Origin of the sequence: Ihuprevotella massiliensis (assembly GCA_900095835.1) — a bacterium.
GTDB lineage: Bacteria > Bacteroidota > Bacteroidia > Bacteroidales > Bacteroidaceae > Alloprevotella > Alloprevotella massiliensis.
In genome coordinates this window covers 2,309,202-2,330,966 of sequence record LT608321.1, presented here as the reverse complement: position 1 = coordinate 2,330,966, position 21,765 = coordinate 2,309,202, and the positions used below count along the sequence as shown (strand labels likewise).

At 49.4% G+C, this 21,765-nt stretch carries 11 protein-coding genes and 3 pseudogenes; 6 read left to right on the top strand and 8 right to left on the bottom strand.

The window, feature by feature from the left end; genetic code table 11:
- Positions 1-505: 505 nt before the first annotated feature.
- Together BQ2633_RS09345 and BQ2633_RS09340 are read right to left on the bottom strand one after the other, a co-directional pair.
- Entirely contained in the window at positions 506-1,903 is a 1,398-nt protein-coding gene (locus tag BQ2633_RS09345) for a choice-of-anchor J domain-containing protein (RefSeq protein WP_075566671.1), read from the bottom strand.
- 49 nt (positions 1,904-1,952) lie between these two features.
- Positions 1,953-4,682 carry a TonB-dependent receptor gene (locus BQ2633_RS09340; RefSeq protein WP_075566669.1) on the bottom strand — a complete coding sequence of 910 codons (2,730 nt, stop codon included), beginning with the start codon at positions 4,680-4,682 and terminating at the stop codon, positions 1,953-1,955.
- 480 nt (positions 4,683-5,162) lie between these two features.
- Here BQ2633_RS09340 and BQ2633_RS09335 point away from each other — a divergent pair, with 480 nt between their 5' ends.
- Entirely contained in the window at positions 5,163-6,059 is an 897-nt protein-coding gene (locus tag BQ2633_RS09335; protein ID WP_075566668.1) for an AraC family transcriptional regulator, read from the top strand.
- Positions 6,060-6,167: 108 nt separating this feature from the next.
- On the top strand, positions 6,168-7,148 hold the full coding sequence (locus BQ2633_RS09330) for an aldose epimerase family protein (protein ID WP_075566667.1): 981 nt from the start codon (positions 6,168-6,170) through the stop codon (positions 7,146-7,148).
- 45 nt (positions 7,149-7,193) lie between these two features.
- On the opposite strand, the gene BQ2633_RS09325 is transcribed toward BQ2633_RS09330, so the two are convergent.
- From BQ2633_RS09325 to BQ2633_RS09305, 5 genes and pseudogenes are all read right to left on the bottom strand, one after another.
- On the bottom strand, positions 7,194-8,495 hold the full coding sequence (locus tag BQ2633_RS09325) for a radical SAM protein (protein WP_075566666.1): 1,302 nt from the start codon (positions 8,493-8,495) through the stop codon (positions 7,194-7,196).
- A gap of 5 nt (positions 8,496-8,500) precedes the next feature.
- Entirely contained in the window at positions 8,501-9,385 is an 885-nt protein-coding gene (locus BQ2633_RS09320) for a radical SAM family protein (protein ID WP_075566665.1), read from the bottom strand.
- Between the two features lie 997 nt (positions 9,386-10,382).
- A pseudogene (locus BQ2633_RS09315) lies at positions 10,383-10,766 on the bottom strand (A1S_2505 family phage non-structural protein); the annotation flags it as partial.
- Positions 10,767-11,354: 588 nt separating this feature from the next.
- Positions 11,355-11,753: pseudogene (locus tag BQ2633_RS09310) on the bottom strand (DUF1810 domain-containing protein); the annotation flags it as partial.
- A gap of 168 nt (positions 11,754-11,921) precedes the next feature.
- A pseudogene (locus BQ2633_RS09305) lies at positions 11,922-12,146 on the bottom strand (PDDEXK nuclease domain-containing protein); the annotation flags it as partial.
- 868 nt (positions 12,147-13,014) lie between these two features.
- On the opposite strand from BQ2633_RS09305, the gene BQ2633_RS09300 reads away from it, so the two are divergent.
- From BQ2633_RS09300 to BQ2633_RS09285, 4 genes are all read left to right on the top strand, one after another.
- Positions 13,015-14,973 (top strand): glycogen debranching enzyme N-terminal domain-containing protein, encoded by a 1,959-nt coding sequence (locus BQ2633_RS09300; protein WP_176720116.1) that lies wholly within the window; start codon positions 13,015-13,017, stop codon positions 14,971-14,973.
- A 30-nt stretch (positions 14,974-15,003) separates the two neighbouring features.
- A complete protein-coding gene (locus BQ2633_RS09295) occupies positions 15,004-16,284 on the top strand; it encodes a glycosyltransferase (protein WP_075566664.1) in 1,281 nt (426 codons plus the stop codon).
- 63 nt (positions 16,285-16,347) lie between these two features.
- The gene (locus BQ2633_RS09290) at positions 16,348-17,847 is read left to right on the top strand and encodes a glycoside hydrolase family 57 protein (RefSeq protein WP_075566663.1); all 1,500 of its coding nucleotides are present in this window, start codon (positions 16,348-16,350) and stop codon (positions 17,845-17,847) included.
- Positions 17,848-18,212: 365 nt separating this feature from the next.
- Positions 18,213-19,754 (top strand): CotH kinase family protein, encoded by a 1,542-nt coding sequence (locus BQ2633_RS09285; RefSeq protein WP_075566661.1) that lies wholly within the window; start codon positions 18,213-18,215, stop codon positions 19,752-19,754.
- Positions 19,755-19,947: 193 nt separating this feature from the next.
- Here the strand turns inward: BQ2633_RS09285 and BQ2633_RS09280 are convergent, their stop codons facing one another.
- A complete protein-coding gene (locus tag BQ2633_RS09280; protein WP_075566659.1) occupies positions 19,948-21,153 on the bottom strand; it encodes an ATP-binding protein in 1,206 nt (401 codons plus the stop codon).
- Between the last annotated feature and the right edge of the window lie 612 nt (positions 21,154-21,765).

The following is a 21,765-nucleotide window of genomic DNA, read 5'->3' as shown; positions in this document are numbered from 1 at the left end:
CGCGCCGTGCCCCTAAGGGATGCCTCTAGGCACCAGCGCAGATTATGAAGCAAAGTTACCACTTTTTTTTCGTTCTTGTGGACGTTTCTCCCCGAAATTGTGGAAGAATGCCACCTTTGCTCGCGACACAGGCGATGTCTGCTCGCGCATTGTTCCCTATCCCATGCCTTGTTGTCTCATTTCTCATGCCCTATTTCATCCTATTTCATGTATTATCCTCAACTATCCCATGTCTTGTTGTCTCATTTCTCATGTCCTATTTCATCCTATTTCATGTATTGTCCTCACCTATCCCATGCCTTGTTGTCTCTTCTTCTTTTGCAGTGGCGCAACCCATTCTGTCCCAAATCTCGAGTAGACCAAGGAGAGTCGCAGCAGACCTGAGGGAAGATCAAAACCAAGTTCAAGTAGGCACACAAAAACCCCTCCCTTCGACCCGAAGTCGAGGGGAGGGGTTGCACATACTGGTGGATAGACTCCACCAAAATATCAAGTTCTGGAGGGATTACTTCACTTCTTTCAAGCTATTGGGCACAGCTTCAAACTTGCCCTTGCCCGTAACCTTGTACTTGATTTCATGAATCTTCTTTGCACCATTGTCATATACAGTGAACTTCACGGTGTAAATCACTTCTACACCTTCCACAGGCACTGCGTCGGGATAGTTCAAAGTGAGACCAGCAGCAATAGTTTCGTAGATATTCTTTTGGAGCAATGCAGGGATATCTGCATCTGCCACGTCCTTAAATGCTGCAGGGGTGTTCTTGCGAACGGTAGCTGCGCTGAAGTCTACGTTGCTGTAGTGAGAAGAAATACCAGAGTAGCTTTCAGCATTTCCGCGAGCTTCGATGTAGTCAGCACCCTTATTCGCCTTCACCCATTCCACGATAGATTGGTAGAATGCCTTTGCTTCTGCATCACCTTGCGCACCGAGAGTTACGGTAGTAGAGGGATCGTACACCCACTTGTGGTTGTTGAGCACAAATTGGTCCTTACCAGGCTCCATGTTCACCTTTTGATTGCCCACAACGAGGCTGTCGAGCTGCACAGTGGTGGTAGCACCGGTCTTGCCATTACCGTCGTAGCGGAGGGCAAGTTGCACTTGCTGACCAGCATACTTGGAGAGATCGGCATTGATGGCTTGCTTGAAAGTGCCGAAAGACTGACCAGCTGCAGGCACTTCAATCTTCACTTGCTTGGTGAGGTCGGCAAGAGGTTGGCGAGAAGCCACCGTTTCTTGTGTGAGGCTAGTACCATCGTAGAGGAACACGCTGAGACGTCCACCCTTTTCCACGTAGTGGCCATAGAGCGCATCGAAGCTAAGCTTAGAACCCTTGCTCACTGTGAAGATGGGAGACACAAGGTAAGTTTGCACAGAATCCTTCTGCTTGTAAGCCGAAGCCTGAAGGTAGTGTGCGTTGTTGCGGAATTGGGTGGACCAAGCAGCCTTGTCACCACCGAGGGTGGTGAGGGTTTGCCAATCCTTCACAGCAGCAGGCTGCACCGCTTTGTTTTCTGTGCCTTCAAAGTCTTGATAGAGATCGAGAGGACCAGTTACTTCGTGGCGATTGTAGTTAACAATCACTGCACTACCATTGTCGGCAGTGAACCACTTCTTGGCGATGAAAGCAGGCATGTATTCAGCTGCGGTGATTTTCTCAGTGAACTGTTGCTTCTTAGCCAAAGCAGCCAATTCCTTTTCTTCGCCGTTCTTTTTCGCGAGCGCCTTGTTGGTGGCATCTTCTGCGATGGTCTTGTAGTCGTCAGCGGTGAGGGTGTAGTTAATCTTCTTAACGTCAACAGCGTGATGTCCCTCTTTCAGACCTTCAAATTGGTCGTTGTAGTCGCTGCAAGCCGTGGTGAGGGCTGCTGAAGCGAGAAGAGCGATATATAAATGTTTCATTATTGTCGATGAAATATAGTTGAGAATATGAACTCTGAGGCTCAGGCGATTAGAAGTTCACCTTGAGCTTGAGCGACATTTGGCGACCGAAGCCGTAGAACACGCGATAAGCGGTTTGCCAATCGTGACCTGCGCCGTCGAATGCCTGACTGATGTATTCTTGGTCGAAGAGGTTCTCCACATTACCAGAGAGTGTGGTCTTGTAGCCACCCATGTTGAAGGTGTAGCCAGCGGAGAGGTCTACCAAGTTATATGCAGGCACCTTCCAAGGTGTCTCAAAGTTCTTCACGCCATTGATGGAGAGATCGCGACCGCTGAGGGAGTAGTCAGCATAGTAGTTGGAGAAGTGCTTCCAATCCAAACCGATGCGGAGACCTTCCATGGGATAAACGGTGAGGCCGAGGCTAGCGGTGAACTGTGCGGAACCACCTTCCTTCACGCCCTTTTGGTTGAGCGTCATCTTGGCGTGGTCATCAGCGTAGATGCCAGAAGCAATCTTACCCTTAGCATCTGCGAGGGGCTGACCTTGAGAGTTGTAGAAGTAACCCACAGCGTTGTTGGTCCAGTGCCAATCGCCCAAAGAGAGCATACCGCGCACGGAGAACCACTTCACGGGCTTGTAGTCGAGTTCAGCTTCAACACCTTGGTGGAGGGAGTTTACACCCTGCATGTTGATCAAACCGCGGTCAGCATTGCCAGCAGCATCAGTGATGTCGAGCGAGCGAGCCATTGCCTTGTCCTTCCAGATGGTGTGGTAGGCGTTAAGGTTGAAGTTGAACGAAGCAGTGTGGTAAGTCCAACCAGCTTCTACAGAGTAAATCTTCTCGTTGACAGCGTTGGGGTTGATTTCGTTGGAAACGTCGCCAGAGAGGAAGAGGCTGCTCAAGAGGTAAGGTGAGCGAGAAATCACACCACCATTGACAAACACGTTGTGTTGTCCGCCCCATCCGTCGATGTGTGGGAACTTGTAGTTCACACCACCCTTAACGGTGAAGCCGAGTGAACCGTGGCTGTCACTTTCTGCCTTAGACTTTTCGTAGTAGAAACGGTCGTAGCGCCATTGGTTGGTGTAGCTGAGCGAACCAGAAAGGAAGGCAGTGAGGTTGTTGTAGTCATATTCAGCTTGACCAAACACACCACCTTGGTTCACGTGTCCGTCGTAGTCGCGGCGCACGATGTCGCCCACAGAGAGCTTTTGGTATTTGAAGAGAGGATCAGCCGCAGCACTGTTGTTGGCAGCCTTCACATTCGCGCGAAAAGCATCGATGTAGTATGCACCATTGAAGAGGTCGGTGATGCGGTTATTGTGCGTTCCCACATAAGAACGGAGGTCAAGACCAGCATACACATTGAGGCGTTGGCTCAACTCCTTGGTGAAAGTAGACACGAGGCCATACCAACGGTGTTGGTTGTTGCTCATGGTCATCACCATTTGTGAGCCGCTCTCGCTCTTTTCGTTGAGGTCTTGCACCTTGCCATAGTCGAAAGTACCATCGGCACGGCGGAAGCTCATGTTCAACACGCCATTGTTGGTGCCATACCATGAAGAGTTGTAGGCAGCAGTTCCCAGACCTGATTCACCACCACCGTATCCGAGAGAGAGATAAGCCACGGTGTTGAGCGAAGAGGTGTTAGAGATTTGCCAGAGGTGTTGAAGCTGGATTTGAGGCTTGTGGTAAACGTTTTGAGCAGAGTGGCGCACGCGGCCTTGGTTGTCATAACCGAAGGTAGCGTTGTAGCGATAGTTCTGCTGATAAGGCATATATTGTTGCACGTCTTGCCAACCTTGCACGGTGAGTCCATCGTAGGAGCTACGGCGGTTGTGCCATTGAGGTGCACCAAATGCAGTGAGCGAAATCATGTGATGCTCACCGAGATCTTTAGAGAGAGAGAGGAAATAGTTCCAACCTTGGAAGTCTGAACCTTGGATGTAGCCATCGCCCCAAACGCGCGCGCCCAACATGTTGAGTGCCCAGCCATCTTTAGTGCGACCAGTAGAGAGATTGAAGGTGAGCTTGTTGTAACCATCGTTACCCATGCCATAAGAGAAGTAACCGCCCTTCTTAGCATCGGTTGATTTGGTCACGATGTTCACCGATCCACCCACAGAGGGAGTAGACACCTTCGCAGCACCAAGACCGCGCTGGGTTTGGATGCTAGAGGCTACGTCGGAAAGACCAGCCCAGTTGGACCAATAGACACCACCCCACTCCATGTCGTTCATAGAAACGCCATTGACGAGGACAGCGACATTCTCACTCTTGAAACCACGCATCGTGATTTTGGAGTCACCATAACCACCACCTTCACGCGTCACATAGACACCAGGGGTAGACTCGAGCACCTTGGGGAAGTCAGCAGTACCCACTTTCTCTTCGATCACTACCGATCCGAGAGTGGTGAGTGCCACAGGAGTTTTGCGTGCCACCGCGCGAGTGGTCACCACAGCGTCCTTGAGCGCCACAGAGGCTTGGTTCATAGGCACAAAACCGAGGTCACGGTCGCCTGTGACGTGCGTGCCATTGAGATATTGTGTCTCATAGCCTACGCAAGAAAATTGGAGATTTTGCTTTGCGCCCTTGGGAGCTTTGAGGAAAAACTTACCATCGGCATCAGTGATTGTTACCGTTTTAGTTCCTTGCACCACAACGGTCACGCCTGCAATAGGCTCGTTGTTCTGACTGTCGACCACTGTGCCCTTGATCACTGCCGATTGCGCCATTGCACTCACGGGAGTAGCTACGGCTACAATGGAGGCGAGTAAGAATTGCTTGTTCATTTTGGGGTGTTGTAAATGAGTATTTGGATTGTTTACGATGCAAATTTACGAAGTTCTCTTTACTTCAGCGGTGTGTCCTGCGGTAATTTTGGGCTAAACGTGTGTTTTTTAAGAAACTAAGCACTAAATCGACAGCCCCACTTGGCAATTTCACCCCTTATAGACGCACATGCGGTGATAACTTCTGTATTTTCGTCAACATTCTTTTGAGCTGTCACCCCCACTATGTCCCAAAAACTCCCTCATTTTCATCTATTTTCTGCGCTTCAACTTGTCACTTACGGCACTTCAACTCCCTAGTTTCAATAAAAGAAACGGGGACTTCCGCGCATATTTATGCGGCATTAGTAGAAAATTGCTGATATTTTGCCCGATTCGTGGAAATTTGCGGAAAAAAGTTTGGCACTTTCGAACTTATCGCATAAATTTGCCAGCAACACATCCTTGAAGTTTTCCACCGAATAAAGCGATTGGTAACCTATGAAAGAACTGGCGAACACCCTTCAAAACCTCAGATTTGACGATCTCCGGCCTTACGCCCAAGAAATCACCTTGCACGGAGACGACTTGCTCATCGTAGAAAGGCTCGGAGACGTGGATCTATCGCAGGTGGCCATCCGTACATCCTTCTTCACCATTGCCGCCTGCACACAAGGTTTTGCACAGTTTGTGCTCAATGGCAAAGAATGCCACGTCACCGAAGGCGACCTCTTCATCACCTTCGGCAGACAAACCATCGATCACTTCCACAAAAGCGAAGATTTTCAAGGCATCGCCCTCTTCCAGAGCCAGGAGTTCGTGCAAGAGTCGCTCATGACCATGCGCTATCTATGGCCCTATCTCATCTTTCTCATGCGACATCCCATCATGTCGCTCACCCAAGAGGAGAGGGAAATCATCAAAGGCGGATATGCGCTCCTCAAACATCGATTGGCATCCGACGGGGAGGTCTTCAGACAAGAACTCATACAAGCCATCTTGCAGGTGTTTTATCTCGACGTCTGCCGCATGATGGAAAAGCGCGCACCACGAGAGGAGCACTACAACTCACGCACCTACAATCTCTTCTACCACTTCATGCAGCTCCTCGCCTCTAACTATATGGACGAACGAGAGGTGGCATGGTATGCCGAAAATCTTTCGCTCACCCCTAAATATCTCTCGGAAGTGGTGAAAACCGTGAGCGGACGCACCGTGGGACAATGGATCTCAATCATGGTGGTGATGGAAATCAAATCACTCCTGCGCAATACCGACATGAGCGTCAAACAAATTGCGCAACAACTCAACTTCACCACACAGAGTTTCATGGGACGCTACTTCAAAAACCTCACAGGACTCTCTCCACTCGACTACCGAAAACGATTTTCCAACTAGCCCCCTTCTAGCACGGTTCTCGTTGGAGCTCTCCTTTTTATTTCACTTCAGGTTGGGGCTCTCCATCGTTTTGGCGGTGGATGTGCCACACCATAAGACTTTATGCTTATGCTGACCATTCACAACACCCACCTCAGAGCCACCATCTCGACACTAGGTGCTGAGATGCACTCACTCCACCTCATCGACAGTGGAAGAGCCATCATCTGGCATGGCGACGAAACTTTCTGGAGCGGACACTCTCCCATCCTCTTCCCCATCGTGGGCAGTGCGTGGAATGGCACCCTCCGACACGAAGGACGCGAATATCACATCCCCAAACACGGGCTCGTGCGCAAACGCCAATGGACTGTGGTGGAGCAGCATCAAGACAGTGTGACCCTTGCCGTGCAAAACACGCCCGAAGACCTGGAACATTTTCCCTGGCCCTTCCGATTGGAAGTCACCTACTCGCTCCATCATCGCACCCTCCACGTGGACTTCATCGTCAAAAATCTCTCGTCGGCTTCGACCATGTGGTTCCAACTGGGCGGACACCCCTCCATCGTCCTCCCAGCTCCCTTGCGACACGAAGGCCAACAGGTGACACAAGAGGTCAATCCTTTCTCCCTTGTGCCTGCGCCTGCCTCCACCAACCACAAGCCCGTGGGCTATCTGCGCCTTGAGGGCACGCCACACAGCCTGTTGCGCGCCTCAACACAAGGTTGCACCGAACCGCAACGCGTGCACATCCCCTGGAACAAAGATGCCGCTACCTCACGCGCCTTAGCGAGCAATCACCACTTCAATGCGCTCGTGCCCCTCACCATCGAAACCTTTGCCCATGAGGCTTTGATTTTCGACCAGCACCAAGTGACAGCGGTTCACGTGCTCGACGACAAGGAACAACGCTTTGCCCGCGTGGTGTCCTCCGCTCCGGCTTGGCTGGTGTGGGCGCCAACCAACCAACCTGCGCCCTTCATCTGCTGCGAACCGTGGTATGGTTTGCCCGATCCACAAGGTTTCTCTGGCGAATGGCAAGACCGTCCGCACGTGCAGCACGCCAGTCCAGGCGGCTCTTGGCACGGATGGTACAACATTGAGGTGTAAATCTCTATTGAGGGGTAAGGTCTTTCTCCACACACAAAGCCTCGCTTATCCTCTTTCGAGAGCGATGAGCGAGGCTTTTTGTCCGAATTGAGTCGGATAAAACAATGAAAACAATGCTCCATAATGCACGAATCCTTTTCTGGAAACAAACACTCGGTCAGAGTCTCCCTTGTATAAGAGTCCTTTACCCATACAGAAATCAAGTATCTCATTCAGACTGTTGTCACTAACCCCCAAGTCTTTCAATCTGTTTATCGAAAAAGAACCATTATAGGCGGATATCGCCATGTATTTGGATGCCAGTTCATTAGAAGGCAACAAGTAGGTAAACAGTTCTGGATAACCTTCAAGTCTTAGTTCTTTTTGCGGCACACTCTCAAGTTTTCCCACATTATATGCAATGCCTGAGGAACTCATGCTTTGGGCAGCCATTCCAAAGCCCTTATAGGCAGCTCCGTTGAGCATTCTTTCCCGAAGATAAGACGACACTCCTTCGTCGGCAGCGTCTACAGAGAACGTGTTTTGTCCAAATCGAGACTTATACCCCATGGCAAGCAGTCCATCGAAATAGTGAACGTATTGGGCATACAACTCTTCCTTGGTAAACGTCTCCTCAGCCGAAATCATATTGGTCCTTAATTCATATAATGTAACCTGTTGTGGTTGTAGCCGACCAATGAGTTCCAAGTCTTGCTGAATCGTTGATTCGTTTTGCCCCTTAAGTCCATACATGAAGTCAAGGTTCACCTTCTTGACTCCTTTATTCCATGCTTTTTTCAACCACGAAGACATCATGGCTTCACTGGAATTTCCTCTTTGATGTTGAGACAAAACGGCATTGCAAGAAGATTGCACACCCAATGATAGTCTATGAATACCCATTTTTGCCATATCATCCAACTTCTGTTCTGAGAGTGTATTGAACGTGCCTTCTAGGCTGGGTTCATAGTTGTCAGCCATCTTCAGTCCAGAAATGGCTGTCTGGTATATTTGCATCAGCAAGGCGAAGTTTTTCTCAGACAGCGCTGTCGGCGTTCCTCCTCCGATGTCAAATCCGAGCAAGGTAATATCGGGATATTTCTCTCGGAAATGCTTTATGTCATGAGCTATTGCAAACAGATATTCCCTTTGTACGCTTTCATCGGGGCAAATCATCCGAGTGTATTCGCAGAATGAACACAGTTGCTTGCAAAAAGGTATATGAATGTAAAATGACAGACGGCTATCATGCTCGAAAGGCAGCGAACCTGGCACACGATAATCCTCCCAATCAGATGGATCGAGTGGGTAAGACGTGTTCCAACGAGGATCGTTCTTTCTTAGCTGAAACAACTCGGCTATTGTCATTTTGCTTAATATATTATATTGTCCTGATGAAATCCTTGGCGTAGATATTCGCCGTCATATACAAGGGAAGATTCGCAATAATGCGGATTCGAATAATTGCGCATGTATATCTCTAGGATTTTCAGGTCACGGTTATACAGATAATTGCTACACTTACAATCACTTCCCCTGCACAAGGACTTCGTGAAATAGACGTGTGGAATGCTTTCCAAATGAATATCCTCAAAGCCTACAAAATGATTCGCACAATAATCATTCACCTTCATCAATGCTACAAAACCGATACGAGGAATGCCTAAATCGAGGTTGAAGTCAAGCATCTTATGAGCTTCTTCAGCATTGTCTATGTAGCCTCTGATGAGATTACAACTGGAGTTTAATTTTTGTAGGTTGATTCCCTCAAAACCAAATGCACTTTCAGCTATTCTGCATCCATATAACTCAGATAGTTTTTTCGTGTCATAATGATGCAAAGACATTGATATGCTATCCCATCGTGGATGCCTCATCAATTCTTGTGACTGAGGAAGCAGCCCATTAGTGTTGAGATGCATGTGAACGTCAGACGTTTCCGGGGCACTCATCCCTGAAAGGATATCTTCCACCAATGGAGAAACAACCGACGGCTCACCACCTGTAATATTGACTCTGCCCACCCTAACACCAGACTCCTTTAACCCCTTGACGATATCTATCAATTTGGGGATACTGAATGGAGACTGAACTTCCAAAGCTCCAGCATTGCTACAAAACAAACACTTGGCATTGCACCCCTTTGTTACCTTCACAAAAAGGTTCACAAAGGGAGCGATGCGCGCTTTCGGTTGATTTCCAAGTTGGCAATCAAACTCTTTGACAGAAATACATTTTCCCCTAAAGTCAATCAGCATTTCTTCCTGTTTTATAGGCTTCGATAAATTCTATTTTCTCTTCCTGACTCTCAAAGCGCACCTTTCCATATTGTAGTGAATACACTGGTAGGGTGTAATCAGATATAGGAAGATACAATCTACCTAGACGTTCTGTCTTGACACCCATGTAATTCTTGTCTCTTTCCAGAAGTCCACGCGCAAATTTCATTTCAAAACTAGTATCCGACCATGGCCAACACCTGAAATCAGAGCAACCCTTCTCTATATGATTCCCTTCGATTAGATAAGATGGTCCCCAAGCAGTGCCTTCTTCGCGTGCTTTGGGGAACTGAACACCTGGGTAACATGGCATTTCACGATAAGCAAGGCGAATCGTTTCTTTTAATCCATGCGCTTTGACCATGTTATCGAATCTTCCCAACGCCACTTCTTCAAGAAGATCATTGTCTAACTGTCCATTCTTCGTTACGCTATTCCATTCATAGCGTAGAATATGCCAGAGGCTATCGATTGTATATTCATTGAAACTATAATAATATTGTGGATCATTACTACTACAGTGACTTGCTGGTATTGATCGCAAATCCTTCCGAATCAATTTATAGTCTTTGTATCTCCTGAACTCATTCAAGAACTGAATGTATTTGACCATTTTGCGCACAGAATAATTGTACAATATCTGGTCTATATCATGCGTTTTAAGATATTCGTTGCGGTCATGGAAGAATAGCATATCCTTCTCCAGCTGTTCAATATCCACTTTCGAACCTTTATCTTCGTATTTGCTCATAATACACCAGATTGTTCTCAAAGCCATGAATGCATAGTCATCACCATAGCGAACATTACCTTCTATAATCTTCGCTAGACGTTCTCTTGCATCATCACGACTTTTGATTGGCTCCTGCTTATTCAGTGCTTTTAAAAGGTCTATCAACGTTCTCACCTGTCCGTACATCATGGTCAAAAGTTCTTGCGGAACTTCAGGACTAGCGGTGTTTTTGTTTTCTTCGACGAAGCTTCCTGGCAGACAAACATTGCTCATGCTCATAGCCTCCTTGAACAAAGGGGCAATATCTCTGTCTTTGAAACCAGCAATGCCACAGCCAATACGTGTGACATAGAAAAACAATTCGGTATGCTCCTGGGCAAAGGCTATAAATTGGTCTACATAGGGCTTAATGGTTTCTACACCACCCTGCATGGAGGGTATCGCATAGCTCTGACCTTGCAGACCTACACCTTGCCCCCAGATAGCCCCAAACTTATTCATGGCTGCTCTAGCAGCTCCACCTCCATGGCGTCCATCAAGGTTGCTTCCAAAGACAAACACTTCATCTGCTTTCAGTGAGGAGATAGCATCTGGAGTATACTCCGGACGAACAGCACCATTATATATGCGCACCCCGGATTCTTCTATGGGCTTGCACAAAGAATCTTTCTTTAGCGTATCAATCACCGCTTTTACACAGTCATCTTCACAATGTTCTTTCAAAAACACGTCGAGGGCATCCACCATTTCAAACAACTGACTATCTTCTGCCCTTTCATAGCGGCTGTATATTGCATGCAGTTCATTACACAAGTCACCGTTCTTAGCATTATCCGGAACTCTTTGGAAGATACTTCTCATGTAGCTCAAAATCTGAAGCCTTATCTTTGAAACACCATCTACAGAGAACTTAGCATTTTCCGGAATTCTTTGAAAGATGCTGCTCATATAGCTCAATATCTGGTGCTTGATATTTGAAACGCTACGCACAGAGAAAGCACTCTTATGCCACAAATAACCAGAAACAAGCATTCGCAATGTTTCACCTCGCCCGAACAAGTCCAATAATGTTCCGACATAGTGGTTGTCTGTCAAGGACTCTGAGCCCTCAACGCCTTCCCAAAAGGCGCTTGGTGCTGCTGTGATGCCATTTCTTTTGAAGGCATCTTCATGCTCGTAATAAGCTAACTCCGACGATACCGTCACCAGCGTTTTCTGACAACGCTCCTTGTTGAAATAGTTGTCCAAAAAGTCAGCGAAAACGTCATCGGGAGCAACGAGGTCAAATAAAGTCAGACAGGAACGCAACTTCATAGCATCTATCTTTCCGAAAATGTCTTCCGCATCACCATGGAGAGGCAAAGCCTTCGTCATTTCACGCAAACGTTTGCCTAATGTGTCATGCGCAAGATAGGCTTTTGCTTCAAGAAGAGAGTGGATACCATATTTCTGCGCCATGCTACTATGGCCTAATCCCTGGATTTGCGGAAACACAAACCACATCCAGTGCGACCGTTTCAAACCATCCTTTACCTCTTGTAAAGCGGTATGATACACATCATGGGCGTCTTGTGCCGTTACGAATCTTTCTAAATCAAATAAATCTACATTCATATAATGTTCTCTTCTTTTTACTCATCAGTCATTTGATTCTAACTGATTTCGTTAGATTCTTGAGCAGTTTGTTGGTTGTTTTTAGCATAGCGGACTACGTCGAGAAAGAACGACAAACAAGCTGCCAACAAAACACGAGAGATAACAAAAACTATCTGCTCAATTACAAACACCGATGCGCAGTTCGTAGCCAGAGAAGGCATATTGCGCCACCACCTTATCTCCTCCATTGCAAAGGAGCAATCCGATAGTCTTGTTGTCGTGTTCGCCACGTAGCGTGTCATCTACTACAAAGATGTAGAAGTTTAGTTGTCCCATGTAGTGGGGTTTGATGGGTGTCATCTTCAGTTCGACCACTACGTAAGTAGGCAACCGAATGTTATAGAAGACAAGGAAACAACTTACGCGCACAAATTTACACATATATTTTGAATTTCCAAAGTTTTCGTTGCGACACCTACATATTTCATAGGAGAGGACGCTCCATCTTTCTCAAGCAAATCACATCAGTCCTAGTTCCGTCCTTGTTTTTTCTCCGACACTTCTTAAAAAAGCTCCCACATTTTCCAAATTATCTCCCACGTTTTTGGAAAAAAGTCCCACGTTTTTTGAGAAAGCTCCGACGTTTTTCGAGGAATTTCCCAGCTTTTCTCGACAACCTGCGACATTCGAGGGGAATCTGAAGATGATCCGCAGGGAATCAGATGAGCTTTCGGGGGATTTTTATACCATTGGCACGAAACCTAAAGACCAGGCGCAAGGGAAATGCCACAAACTTCTCCCACAACCTGAAGTCGGCTCACTTCCGCGTTGGGCATTTTCACGCCAACATAGCGGGGATTGCTCGCCACATTTCAATCCTTGCACAACGGTCTATTCTAGTCCTTACACAACATTCTAAGAAAACGCAGGGCGCATTGTCCGCAAACTAGAAGCACGCAGAGCTCAAAATTTTAGGAAACGAAAGCACCATTTCCCGCTACTTTTGCAAATTCCACCTTTCAAACCTTGTCTATAAAACATAAAATAACACCTAAATATAACCGAAAAGTTGTTCTATAAGTCCTTTCCTTTCCTTTTCCTTCATTTTTTTGCAACAAAACTAGAAAAAACCGAGAGAATTATTTCTCAAAACATAGGATTTTCCTTAACTTTGGGGTGAGAATAGACGGACACCCACGCAGAGGCACTAACGCTTTTTGAGCTTGTTCCGTCAAGGCGACGCCTTCGCCATCCTACACAATACCATAATATACAGCCTATGTCATTCCTGAAGTTCGACAAAACGCAGATGACCAACCTGCAAGACTCCCTCATGAAGGAGTTTCTGCTCACCAACAAATCTGGTGCCTACTGCTCTTCCACCCTCGTGGGCTGCAACATCCGCAAATATCACGGACTTTTTGTCGTGCCCGTACAAGAAATCGACGATGAAAACCACGTGCTCCTTTCTTCTCTCGATGAAACCGTCATCCAGCATGGAGCAGAATTCAACCTCGGTATTCACAAATTTGTCGGAGAAAACTACAGTCCGAAGGGTCATAAATACATCCTTAGTTTTGAGTGGGACAAAGTGCCTACTTGGATCTATCGCATCGGCGGTGTGCTCCTCAAGAAGGAAATCATCTTCCGCACCGAGCGCGACCGCCTCTTCATCCGCTACACCCTGCTCGAAGCCCACTCGCCCACCACGCTCCGCTTGCACCCCTTCTTAGCCTTCCGCTCCGTGCGTCAATGGACCCACGAGAACGGACGCGCCAACACGCACGCAGAGCCCGTGGAACAAGGCATCAGCATGCGCCTCTACGACGGCTATCCCGAACTCTTCATGCAGCTCGACAGCCCCAAAGCACACTATGTGCACCGTCCCGACTGGTATCGCGGATTTGACTATCCCAAAGAGCGCGAGCGTGGCTACGGCGAAACGGAAGACCTCCTCGTGCCAGGCTATTTTGAAATGCCCATCGAGAAGGGAGAAAGCATCGTTTTCACCGCTTCTCTCGCAGCACGCGACCCCAAATCGTTGCAACCCCTCATCGAAAGTGAGATTGTCAATCACGACTCCCGCGACTCTTTCTACCACTGCTTGGTGAATGCCGCCCACCAATTCCGCCAACAACTTGGTGGCGAAGAATATCTCGTGGCTGGCTATCCATGGTTCAAAGCCCGTGCTCGCGACACCTTCATCTCCATGCCCGGACTTACGCTCGCCATCGGTGAAACGGAGCAGTTTGAGAAATACATGGACACCGCTGCCAAAGCCCTCAACGACTTCATGGACGGCAAGGAAATCTCCGTGCAACTCTACGAGGTGGAACAGCCCGACACCCTACTTTGGGCAATGTGGTGCTTACAACAATATGCCAAGTTCGTGGGACGTCAGCAATGTTTCTCTCGCTATGGCGACCTCATCCACCGCATGATGTCGTTCATCTTCGAGGGCAAACACCCCAATCTCTTCGCTCACAACAATGGACTCCTCTACAGCAATGGGCGCGACAAGGCGGTGACGTGGATGAACTCTCAGGCGTATGGTCGTCCCATCATCCCTCGTTCGGGCTACATCGTGGAGTTCAATGCCTTATATTATAATGCCAAGAAGTTCTACCAACAAATGCTGGTGGACAGCGACCAACCCGTGCACCACGTGGTGGCAGAGCGCATTGAGGAGGAGTGCAAACTCTTCGAAACGAACTTCCGCAGCACCTTCCTCAACGAGCATGGCTATCTCTTCGACTATGTCGATGGACAAGCCTGCGACTGGTCGGTGCGCCCCAACCAGCTCCTTGCCATTGCCCTCGATTTCTCACCCCTCACCCTCAAGGAGCGCAAAGGCGTGCTCGACATCTGCACCCGCGAACTCAAAACGCCCAAGGGCATCCGTTCGCTCTCGCCCAAGAGTGAAGGCTACACGCCCTACTATGTGGGACATCAGCAGCAACGCGACTACGCCTACCACCAAGGCACCGCGTGGCCATGGCTCACCGGCTTCTATCTCGAGGCTTATTTGCGCGTCTACAAGATGAGTGGCGTGAACTACATCGAGCGACAACTCATCGGCTTTGAAGAAGAACTCTTCTACCACTGTGTGGGCACCATCCCCGAACTCTTCGACGGCAATCCACCCTTCTCGGGTCGTGGCGCCATCTCCTTCGCCATGAACGTGAGCGGCATCCTGCGTGCCATCCGTCTCCTCGAGAAGCATCGCGCTGAAGCATAACCTTTTATCTACATATTAACGAGCATCGATATGAAAGTACTCATGTTTGGTTGGGAATTTCCTCCCCACATCCTAGGCGGACTCGGCACTGCGTCCTACGGCATCACAGCTGGCATGGCGCAACAGCCCGACATGGACATCACCTTCTGCATTCCTAAGCCTTGGGGCGACGAAGATAAAAGTTTTATGAACATCATCGGGCTGAGCGAAACGCCCATCGTGTGGCGCGATGTGGACTACGACTACGTCAAAGAACGCCTCGGCACGCGCATGACGCCCGAACAATACTACGCCCTCCGCGACAACATCTACGCTGATTTCTCCTATCGCCAAACCAACGACTTGGGTTGCATCGAGTTTTCGGGCAAATATCCCGACAACTTGCAGGAGGAAATCAACAACTACTCCATCGTGGCTGGTGTCATCGCCCGACAACAGCAATATGACATCATTCACGCCCACGACTGGCTCACCTATCCTGCTGGCATCCACGCCAAGCAGGTGAGCGGACGTCCCTTGGTGGTCCACGTGCACGCCACAGACTTCGACCGCTCTCGCGGACAAGTGAACCCCACCGTCTATGCCATCGAGAAAGACGGTATGGACCATGCCGACTGCATCATGTGCGTGTCGGAACTCACGCGCCAGACGGTGATCAACCACTACCATCAAGATCCCGCCAAATGCGTGGCCATGCACAATGCCGTCTATCCTCTGCCCCAAGACATCCAAGCGATTGTGGACCATCGCAAGCCGCACCACGAGCGCAAAGAGAAGGTGGTCACCTTCCTCGGCCGCATCACCATGCAAAAGGGTCCAGAGTATTTCGTGGAAGCCGCTGCCCTCGTGCTCAAACGCACGCAAAACATCCGTTTCTGCTTCGCCGGTTCGGGCGATATGCTGGAGGCGATGATCAATCTTGCCGCACAGCGTGGCATTGCCGACCGCTTCCACTTCCCCGGATTCATGAAGGGCAAGGAGGTCTATGAGATCTTCCGCGACTCCGATGTCTATGTCATGCCCTCCGTGTCGGAGCCCTTCGGCATTTCGCCCCTCGAAGCCATGCAATGTGGCGTGCCCAGCATCATCTCCTATCAGAGCGGCTGTGCCGAAATCCTCGACAAGTGCATCAAAACCGACTATTGGGACATCGAAGCCATGGCAGATGCCATGTATTCCATCTGCACCAACGATGGTCTCTTCGAATACCTCCAAACGGAAGGTAAGAAGGAAGTGGACCAAATCACTTGGGAAAAGGTGGGACTTCGCATCCGTCGCTGCTATGATGAGGTGCTCGCGCGCTACAAATAGCCCTTTCACCTGCCCCATATCCACAACCCTTCTCCCCATTCACGCACATTAAACCTCTCTCTCATGAAGACTGTTTGCCTATACTTCGAGATTCACCAGAATATCCACCTCAAACGCTATCGCTTCTTCGACATCGGCACAGACCACTACTACTACGATGACTACGAAAACGAGCGTTCCATCACCGAGACAGCAGAGCATTCCTACATCCCTGCCCTCAAGGCGCTCATCGAAATGGCGCACCAATATGGCGACTATTTCAAGTGCGCTTTCTCCCTCTCCGGCACTGCCATCGAACTCCTCGAACAATATAGCCCCGAGGTGCTCGAACTCCTCGACGAACTCAACCAAACCGGTTGTGTGGAATTCCTTGCCGAACCCTACAGCCACGGTTTCTCCTCCATCAAATGCCCTGAGTGCTTCCGCCAAGAAGTGGAGCGCGTGAGCAAGAAAATCAAGAGTCTCTTTGGCAAAACGCCCAAGGTGCTCCGCAACTCCTGCCTCATGTATTCCGACGACATTGGCGAACTCGTGGCTGACATGGGCTTCAAAGGCATGCTTGCCGAAGGCGCCAAGCAAACCCTCGGATGGAAGAGCCCACACTTCGTCTATCACTGCTGCCGCAATCCTAAACTCAAGCTCCTCCTCCGCGATCCATCGCTCTCCGAAGACATCAGCTATCGCTTCAACGACCACTCTTGGAGCGAATATCCCCTCTTTGCCGAGACTTATGCCGACTGGATTGCCCAGCAACCTGCCGACGAACCCGTGGTGAATCTCTTCATGGAGCTTTGCGCCTTGGGCATGTTCCAACCGCTCTCCAGCAACATCCTCGAGTTTTTCAAGGCGCTCCCCGAACAGCTCCGTCAGCGCGGCATCACCTTCTCCACGCCTTCCGAAATCTGCGACAACGTCAAGAGCGTTGGTCCTTTGATGGTGGAATATCCCACCACGTGGGTGGACGAAGAGCGCGACCTCTCTCCATGGCTTGGCAATGTGATGCAACAAGAAGCCCTCGACAAACTCTACTCTGTGGCAGATCGCGTGCGCATCGCTGGCGACAAGCGTTTGCTCCAAGACTGGGACTATCTCCAAGCCTCCAACAACCTCCGCTTTATCTCCACCAAAGCCAGCAGCTACGGCGGCTATCGCGGCATTTACTCCTCGCCCTACGATGCCTTCACCAACTACATGAACATCCTGGGCGACTTCATCACCCGCGTCAACAATCTTTATCCTCTCGAAATCGAAAACGATGAGTTGAATTCGCTCTTGACCACCATCAAGAATCAGGGCGACGAACTCGCCATCCGCGACAAGGAGATTGCGAAGTTGAAAAACCTCATCGGTCGTCTCGAAAAGCAAACGGGTGCCTCTGGCAAGTCCACCACGACAACTTCGAAGAAGTCCACAACAGCTACTAAAAAGGTGACCACAACTGCCAAGAAAGCGGCTACCACTGCCAAGAAGACTACGGTAAAAGCTAAGGCAGCTCCTAAAAAGGCGGAAGTAGAAGTTCCTAAAGCGGACGCTACTACTCCCAAGGCGGATGCGGCAAAATAAATAGCATTCATTTTTTCTTTCATAATAGTTGTTTAAGGTTTAGTTCGCTCCACCTTTCTTTCGCGCTATCCCCATAGCTCCCGAAAGAAGGTGGAGTTTTTTTGTGTGCCTTCTGTCGACATCCATGCTCCATGCCACTGTTGGGTTGAGATTTGCCTTCCTTTCTCTATGCGCTCCGACACACCTCTATCCTTCAACACGTCCCTTTTACAAAATCTCTATTTCCCCTTCCAAAAACTCCCGCGGAGATTTGCGTATTTCACGACAATGCGCTACATTTGCAACCGATATTTCCCCTTTTAAATTGCCCCGACAAACCTGGCAACCAAGGAACATTAAACCTATTACCTCTCCACCACTCTCCCATGAAAATTCGCCATCTCTTGCCACTCCTCTGCGGTTGGTTCGCATTCGTAGGAATTAGTCTTAAAACACAAGCGCAACCTTCCGTTTCTGCTATGAAAGAGGTTCAAACTCGCGCCGAAAGCAACATCGCTGCCGTGGCACAACTCCACGTGGACCTTGCCACACCGCTCACCCTCCAAGACGTGCACGCCGCCAAAAAGACCTGGCGACGCTCCAAAATCACCCTCACCTCCACTGCCCTTCCTGCACTCAACCACTCCGACTCTGCCAAGTTTAGAGGACGCGGAAACACCAGTTGGAGCATGGGCGAGAAGAAACCCTATCGTTTCAAGCTCGACAAGAGCCATGCCCTCCTTGGTGGTGCAAAAGGCAAAGCATGGGTGCTCCTCTCACAGCCCATCAAAGGCTCGCTCCTCACCAATCCCATCGGATTTCGTGCGGCACAACTCGTGGGCACTGTCGCAGCCAATCACGTGCTCCCTGTAGAACTCTACGTGAATCAGGAATATCGTGGCTTATACATCCTCACCGAACAAGTGGATGCTGCCTCCAACAGCGTGAAAATCAAAGACGAAAGCAAAGGGGCGCTCCTCGAACTCGATGACTACGACGGAACTTACAAAGACGACAACTTCCGTTTGCCCGTGAGTGTCAAATCGCCCGAAGCCCAAGACTACAGTAAAGCCTATGGTAAGGAGGCGGAAAAGACTTTTTCTGCCCAGTTGCGTTCCGAAGTAAACCGTTTCACCGCAGCGGTCAAAGCTGGTAAGGCGGAAGAAGTGGTGGATGTCGAAGCCTTTGCGCGCTATTTCTTTGTCAATGCTTTATGCGACAACCGCGAACTTCGCCATCCCAAGAGCACCTTCGTGCACAGAACCGACATTTTCTCGCCCTCTTCCCTCTGGACCTTCGGACCCGTGTGGGATGTTGACTGGGCATTTGGCTACGAAGGCACTTTCCAATATCTCGGCACGCCAGCCGATTCGACTTATCTGCTCGGAGCTGGTCCCAACAAGAGCGGCAAGGAGTTTTTCCGCGCCATGTTCCTCTCGCAGTCCGTCCGCGATGCCTACCAGCGCGTGTGCCACGAGTTTGTGGAGAAAGGCAAGATTGACCAACTCGCGGCTTACGTGGAAGAGTTTGAAACCTCCGTGCGCACTGCCGCGCAACGCGACTGGAAACAGTGGTATGGCCACGATCGTTGGGGCTATGAGCGCCCTTATCCCTATGCTTCTGCCGTGTCCTACTGGCAATCGTGGCTCCGCGCTCGCGCTGCCTACCTCGTGCAAGAGGCGGATCACTGGCAAAAAACGAAGGGCGTGACTTATCTCAACGACAACACCATCACTGCCATTCGCACCCTCCCATGGGGCACTGCCGATGCTTCCACCAACGCCGCAGCCGCTCCCTCACTTTCCTCCCCCGCCGTCCCTCGCATCTACGACCTCTCGGGTCGTCGTCTCTCTCCCTCCGATGCCGCTCAGCCATCGTCCGCTGCCCCTCGCCTCCTCATCGTCAATGGCAAGAAGGTCATCCGATAATCGAGCAATGCTCCGTGATTATCGATATTCCCTTGCTGTGATGTGACTTCCTCTCCACTAGCGAGCACTCATACACTCACTTTTTCGCACAACAATGGGCTTAAGGTATGGCTCCTCCTCCCAACAGAGTGAAGTAGCTTACCTTAAGCCCATCATTTTTGTATGCTATCGCAGTGTGTTGTGGTGAAACCCCTCACTCAAACAGCACCTTAATGTCGGCACTCAAAAAGTCTTCCAATAAAATTCCGCCAGAACCCACCACAAAAGACTTCTTCGGGTGAAACATTTCGACGAAAGCAGGCAAACCAGAATTCATAGTGCGGCGACCACTCTTCACCTCTATGGCTATCACCTCACCATTGTTCACCCAAATGAAGTCCACCTCGTGCGTTTTCTTGCTGCTGTCCGCCTCTCTCCAATAATACACCTCAAAGCTTGCCTCATCTGCCATGGCGAGCAAGTGTGCTCTCACCGCACTCTCCACCCATCGTCCCCAAAGCCTAGCATCGGTGCGATCCATCTCAAACGACCTCCCTTTATATGCCGTGAGTAAAGCATTGTTGTACACTTGATATTTGGGGATGGAACTCCGCTTTCGCGCCTCATCGTTGGCATACTTCTGCAATCCCGTGAGCAAAGCACACTGGTCGAGAATCTCAAGATACGAAGCCAAGGTGGTCACATTGCCAGCATCTTGCAGCTGTCCCATCAGTTTCGTCAGCGACAGCATCTCAGCAGAATAGCCACATCCCAACTCAAACAGTTGTTTCATCAGGGCTGGTTTGTAGATGTTGGAGGTCATCAGCACGTCTTTTTCAATGGCAGGAGCCACTAACGCATCCTTGATGTACTTGCGCCAACGTTTTTCGTCCTTGATCAAAGTGGCAGCTCCAGGATAACCGCCAAAATAAATATACTCATCGAGCGACAATCCAAAAGCATCCTGCATCTCTTGATAACTCCAATGCCCCAGACGAATCAGTTCAAAACGCCCTGCCAACGATTCGGTAAGCCCTTTCTTGATCAACAAACGACTGCTCCCCAGCAACACCACCTTGAGATTGACCTCATGGTGCGTGTCTTCGTCCCATTCACGCTTCACCACCTCACTCCAGTTGTCTATCTTCTGCACCTCGTCTATCACCAGCAAGCGTTCGCTCTCACCACGCAGTCGCATGGTCGTGCGCGCACTTTCCCACACTCTGCGTATCCAATCACTGTCTTTGGGGTCAACAGCATCAGCCACTTCCACCGTATGAGGCAGACTGATGGCTTGCACCACCTGATGCACCAGCGTTGTTTTGCCCACTTGTCGCGGTCCTACCAACACTTGCATAAAACGCCTTGGCTCTTCTATGCGTGCTTTCAGCGTGTGATATTGTTTGCGGATATAATTCATGTTCTCTTTCGGATTTTACTCAATTCTCGTGCAGGTTTTACTCAAATCTCATGCGGACTTTACTCAAATCTTGTACGGATTTTACTCAAATCTGCGTACAAATTTACTCAATTCTCTATTTCCGCCCAAATAAAAGTCCGTAAAAGTCAATAGATTATCCTCTGCAAGAGGAAATAAAAGCCTTGCATCCAATCCGACTCATCCTTTACTCCTTTTTCTTCTAAATGATTCCCGACTTTGAAGGGAAGGGAAAGCACCAAAACAAAGGCCCCGACATCGTGACACCGCTAAGCTTAGCTTCACTGATGTAGGGGATAAACATGAGTCACCTCTCATCCCTCACCTCGATAAGAGAGTTATCTCTGGGGCAAACGTGAGCCGCAATAAGAGCCGCCTACGCTACGCACAGCAGAGGGGATGTCCTATACTCACTCCAGGATCTCTCCGATTGTCACGTGAAAAAGGAGGAAAGCCAAAGAGGAAGCAGAAGTACAAGACTTTAAAGAAGCCACCGCTACTGACTATCTACAGACTCCCTCTAGCAATTGGTGCAGTCAGAAATGGAGGCTACTTATCAGTCGCAATTTCTCGCAAATTGCTGTATTTTCTTTC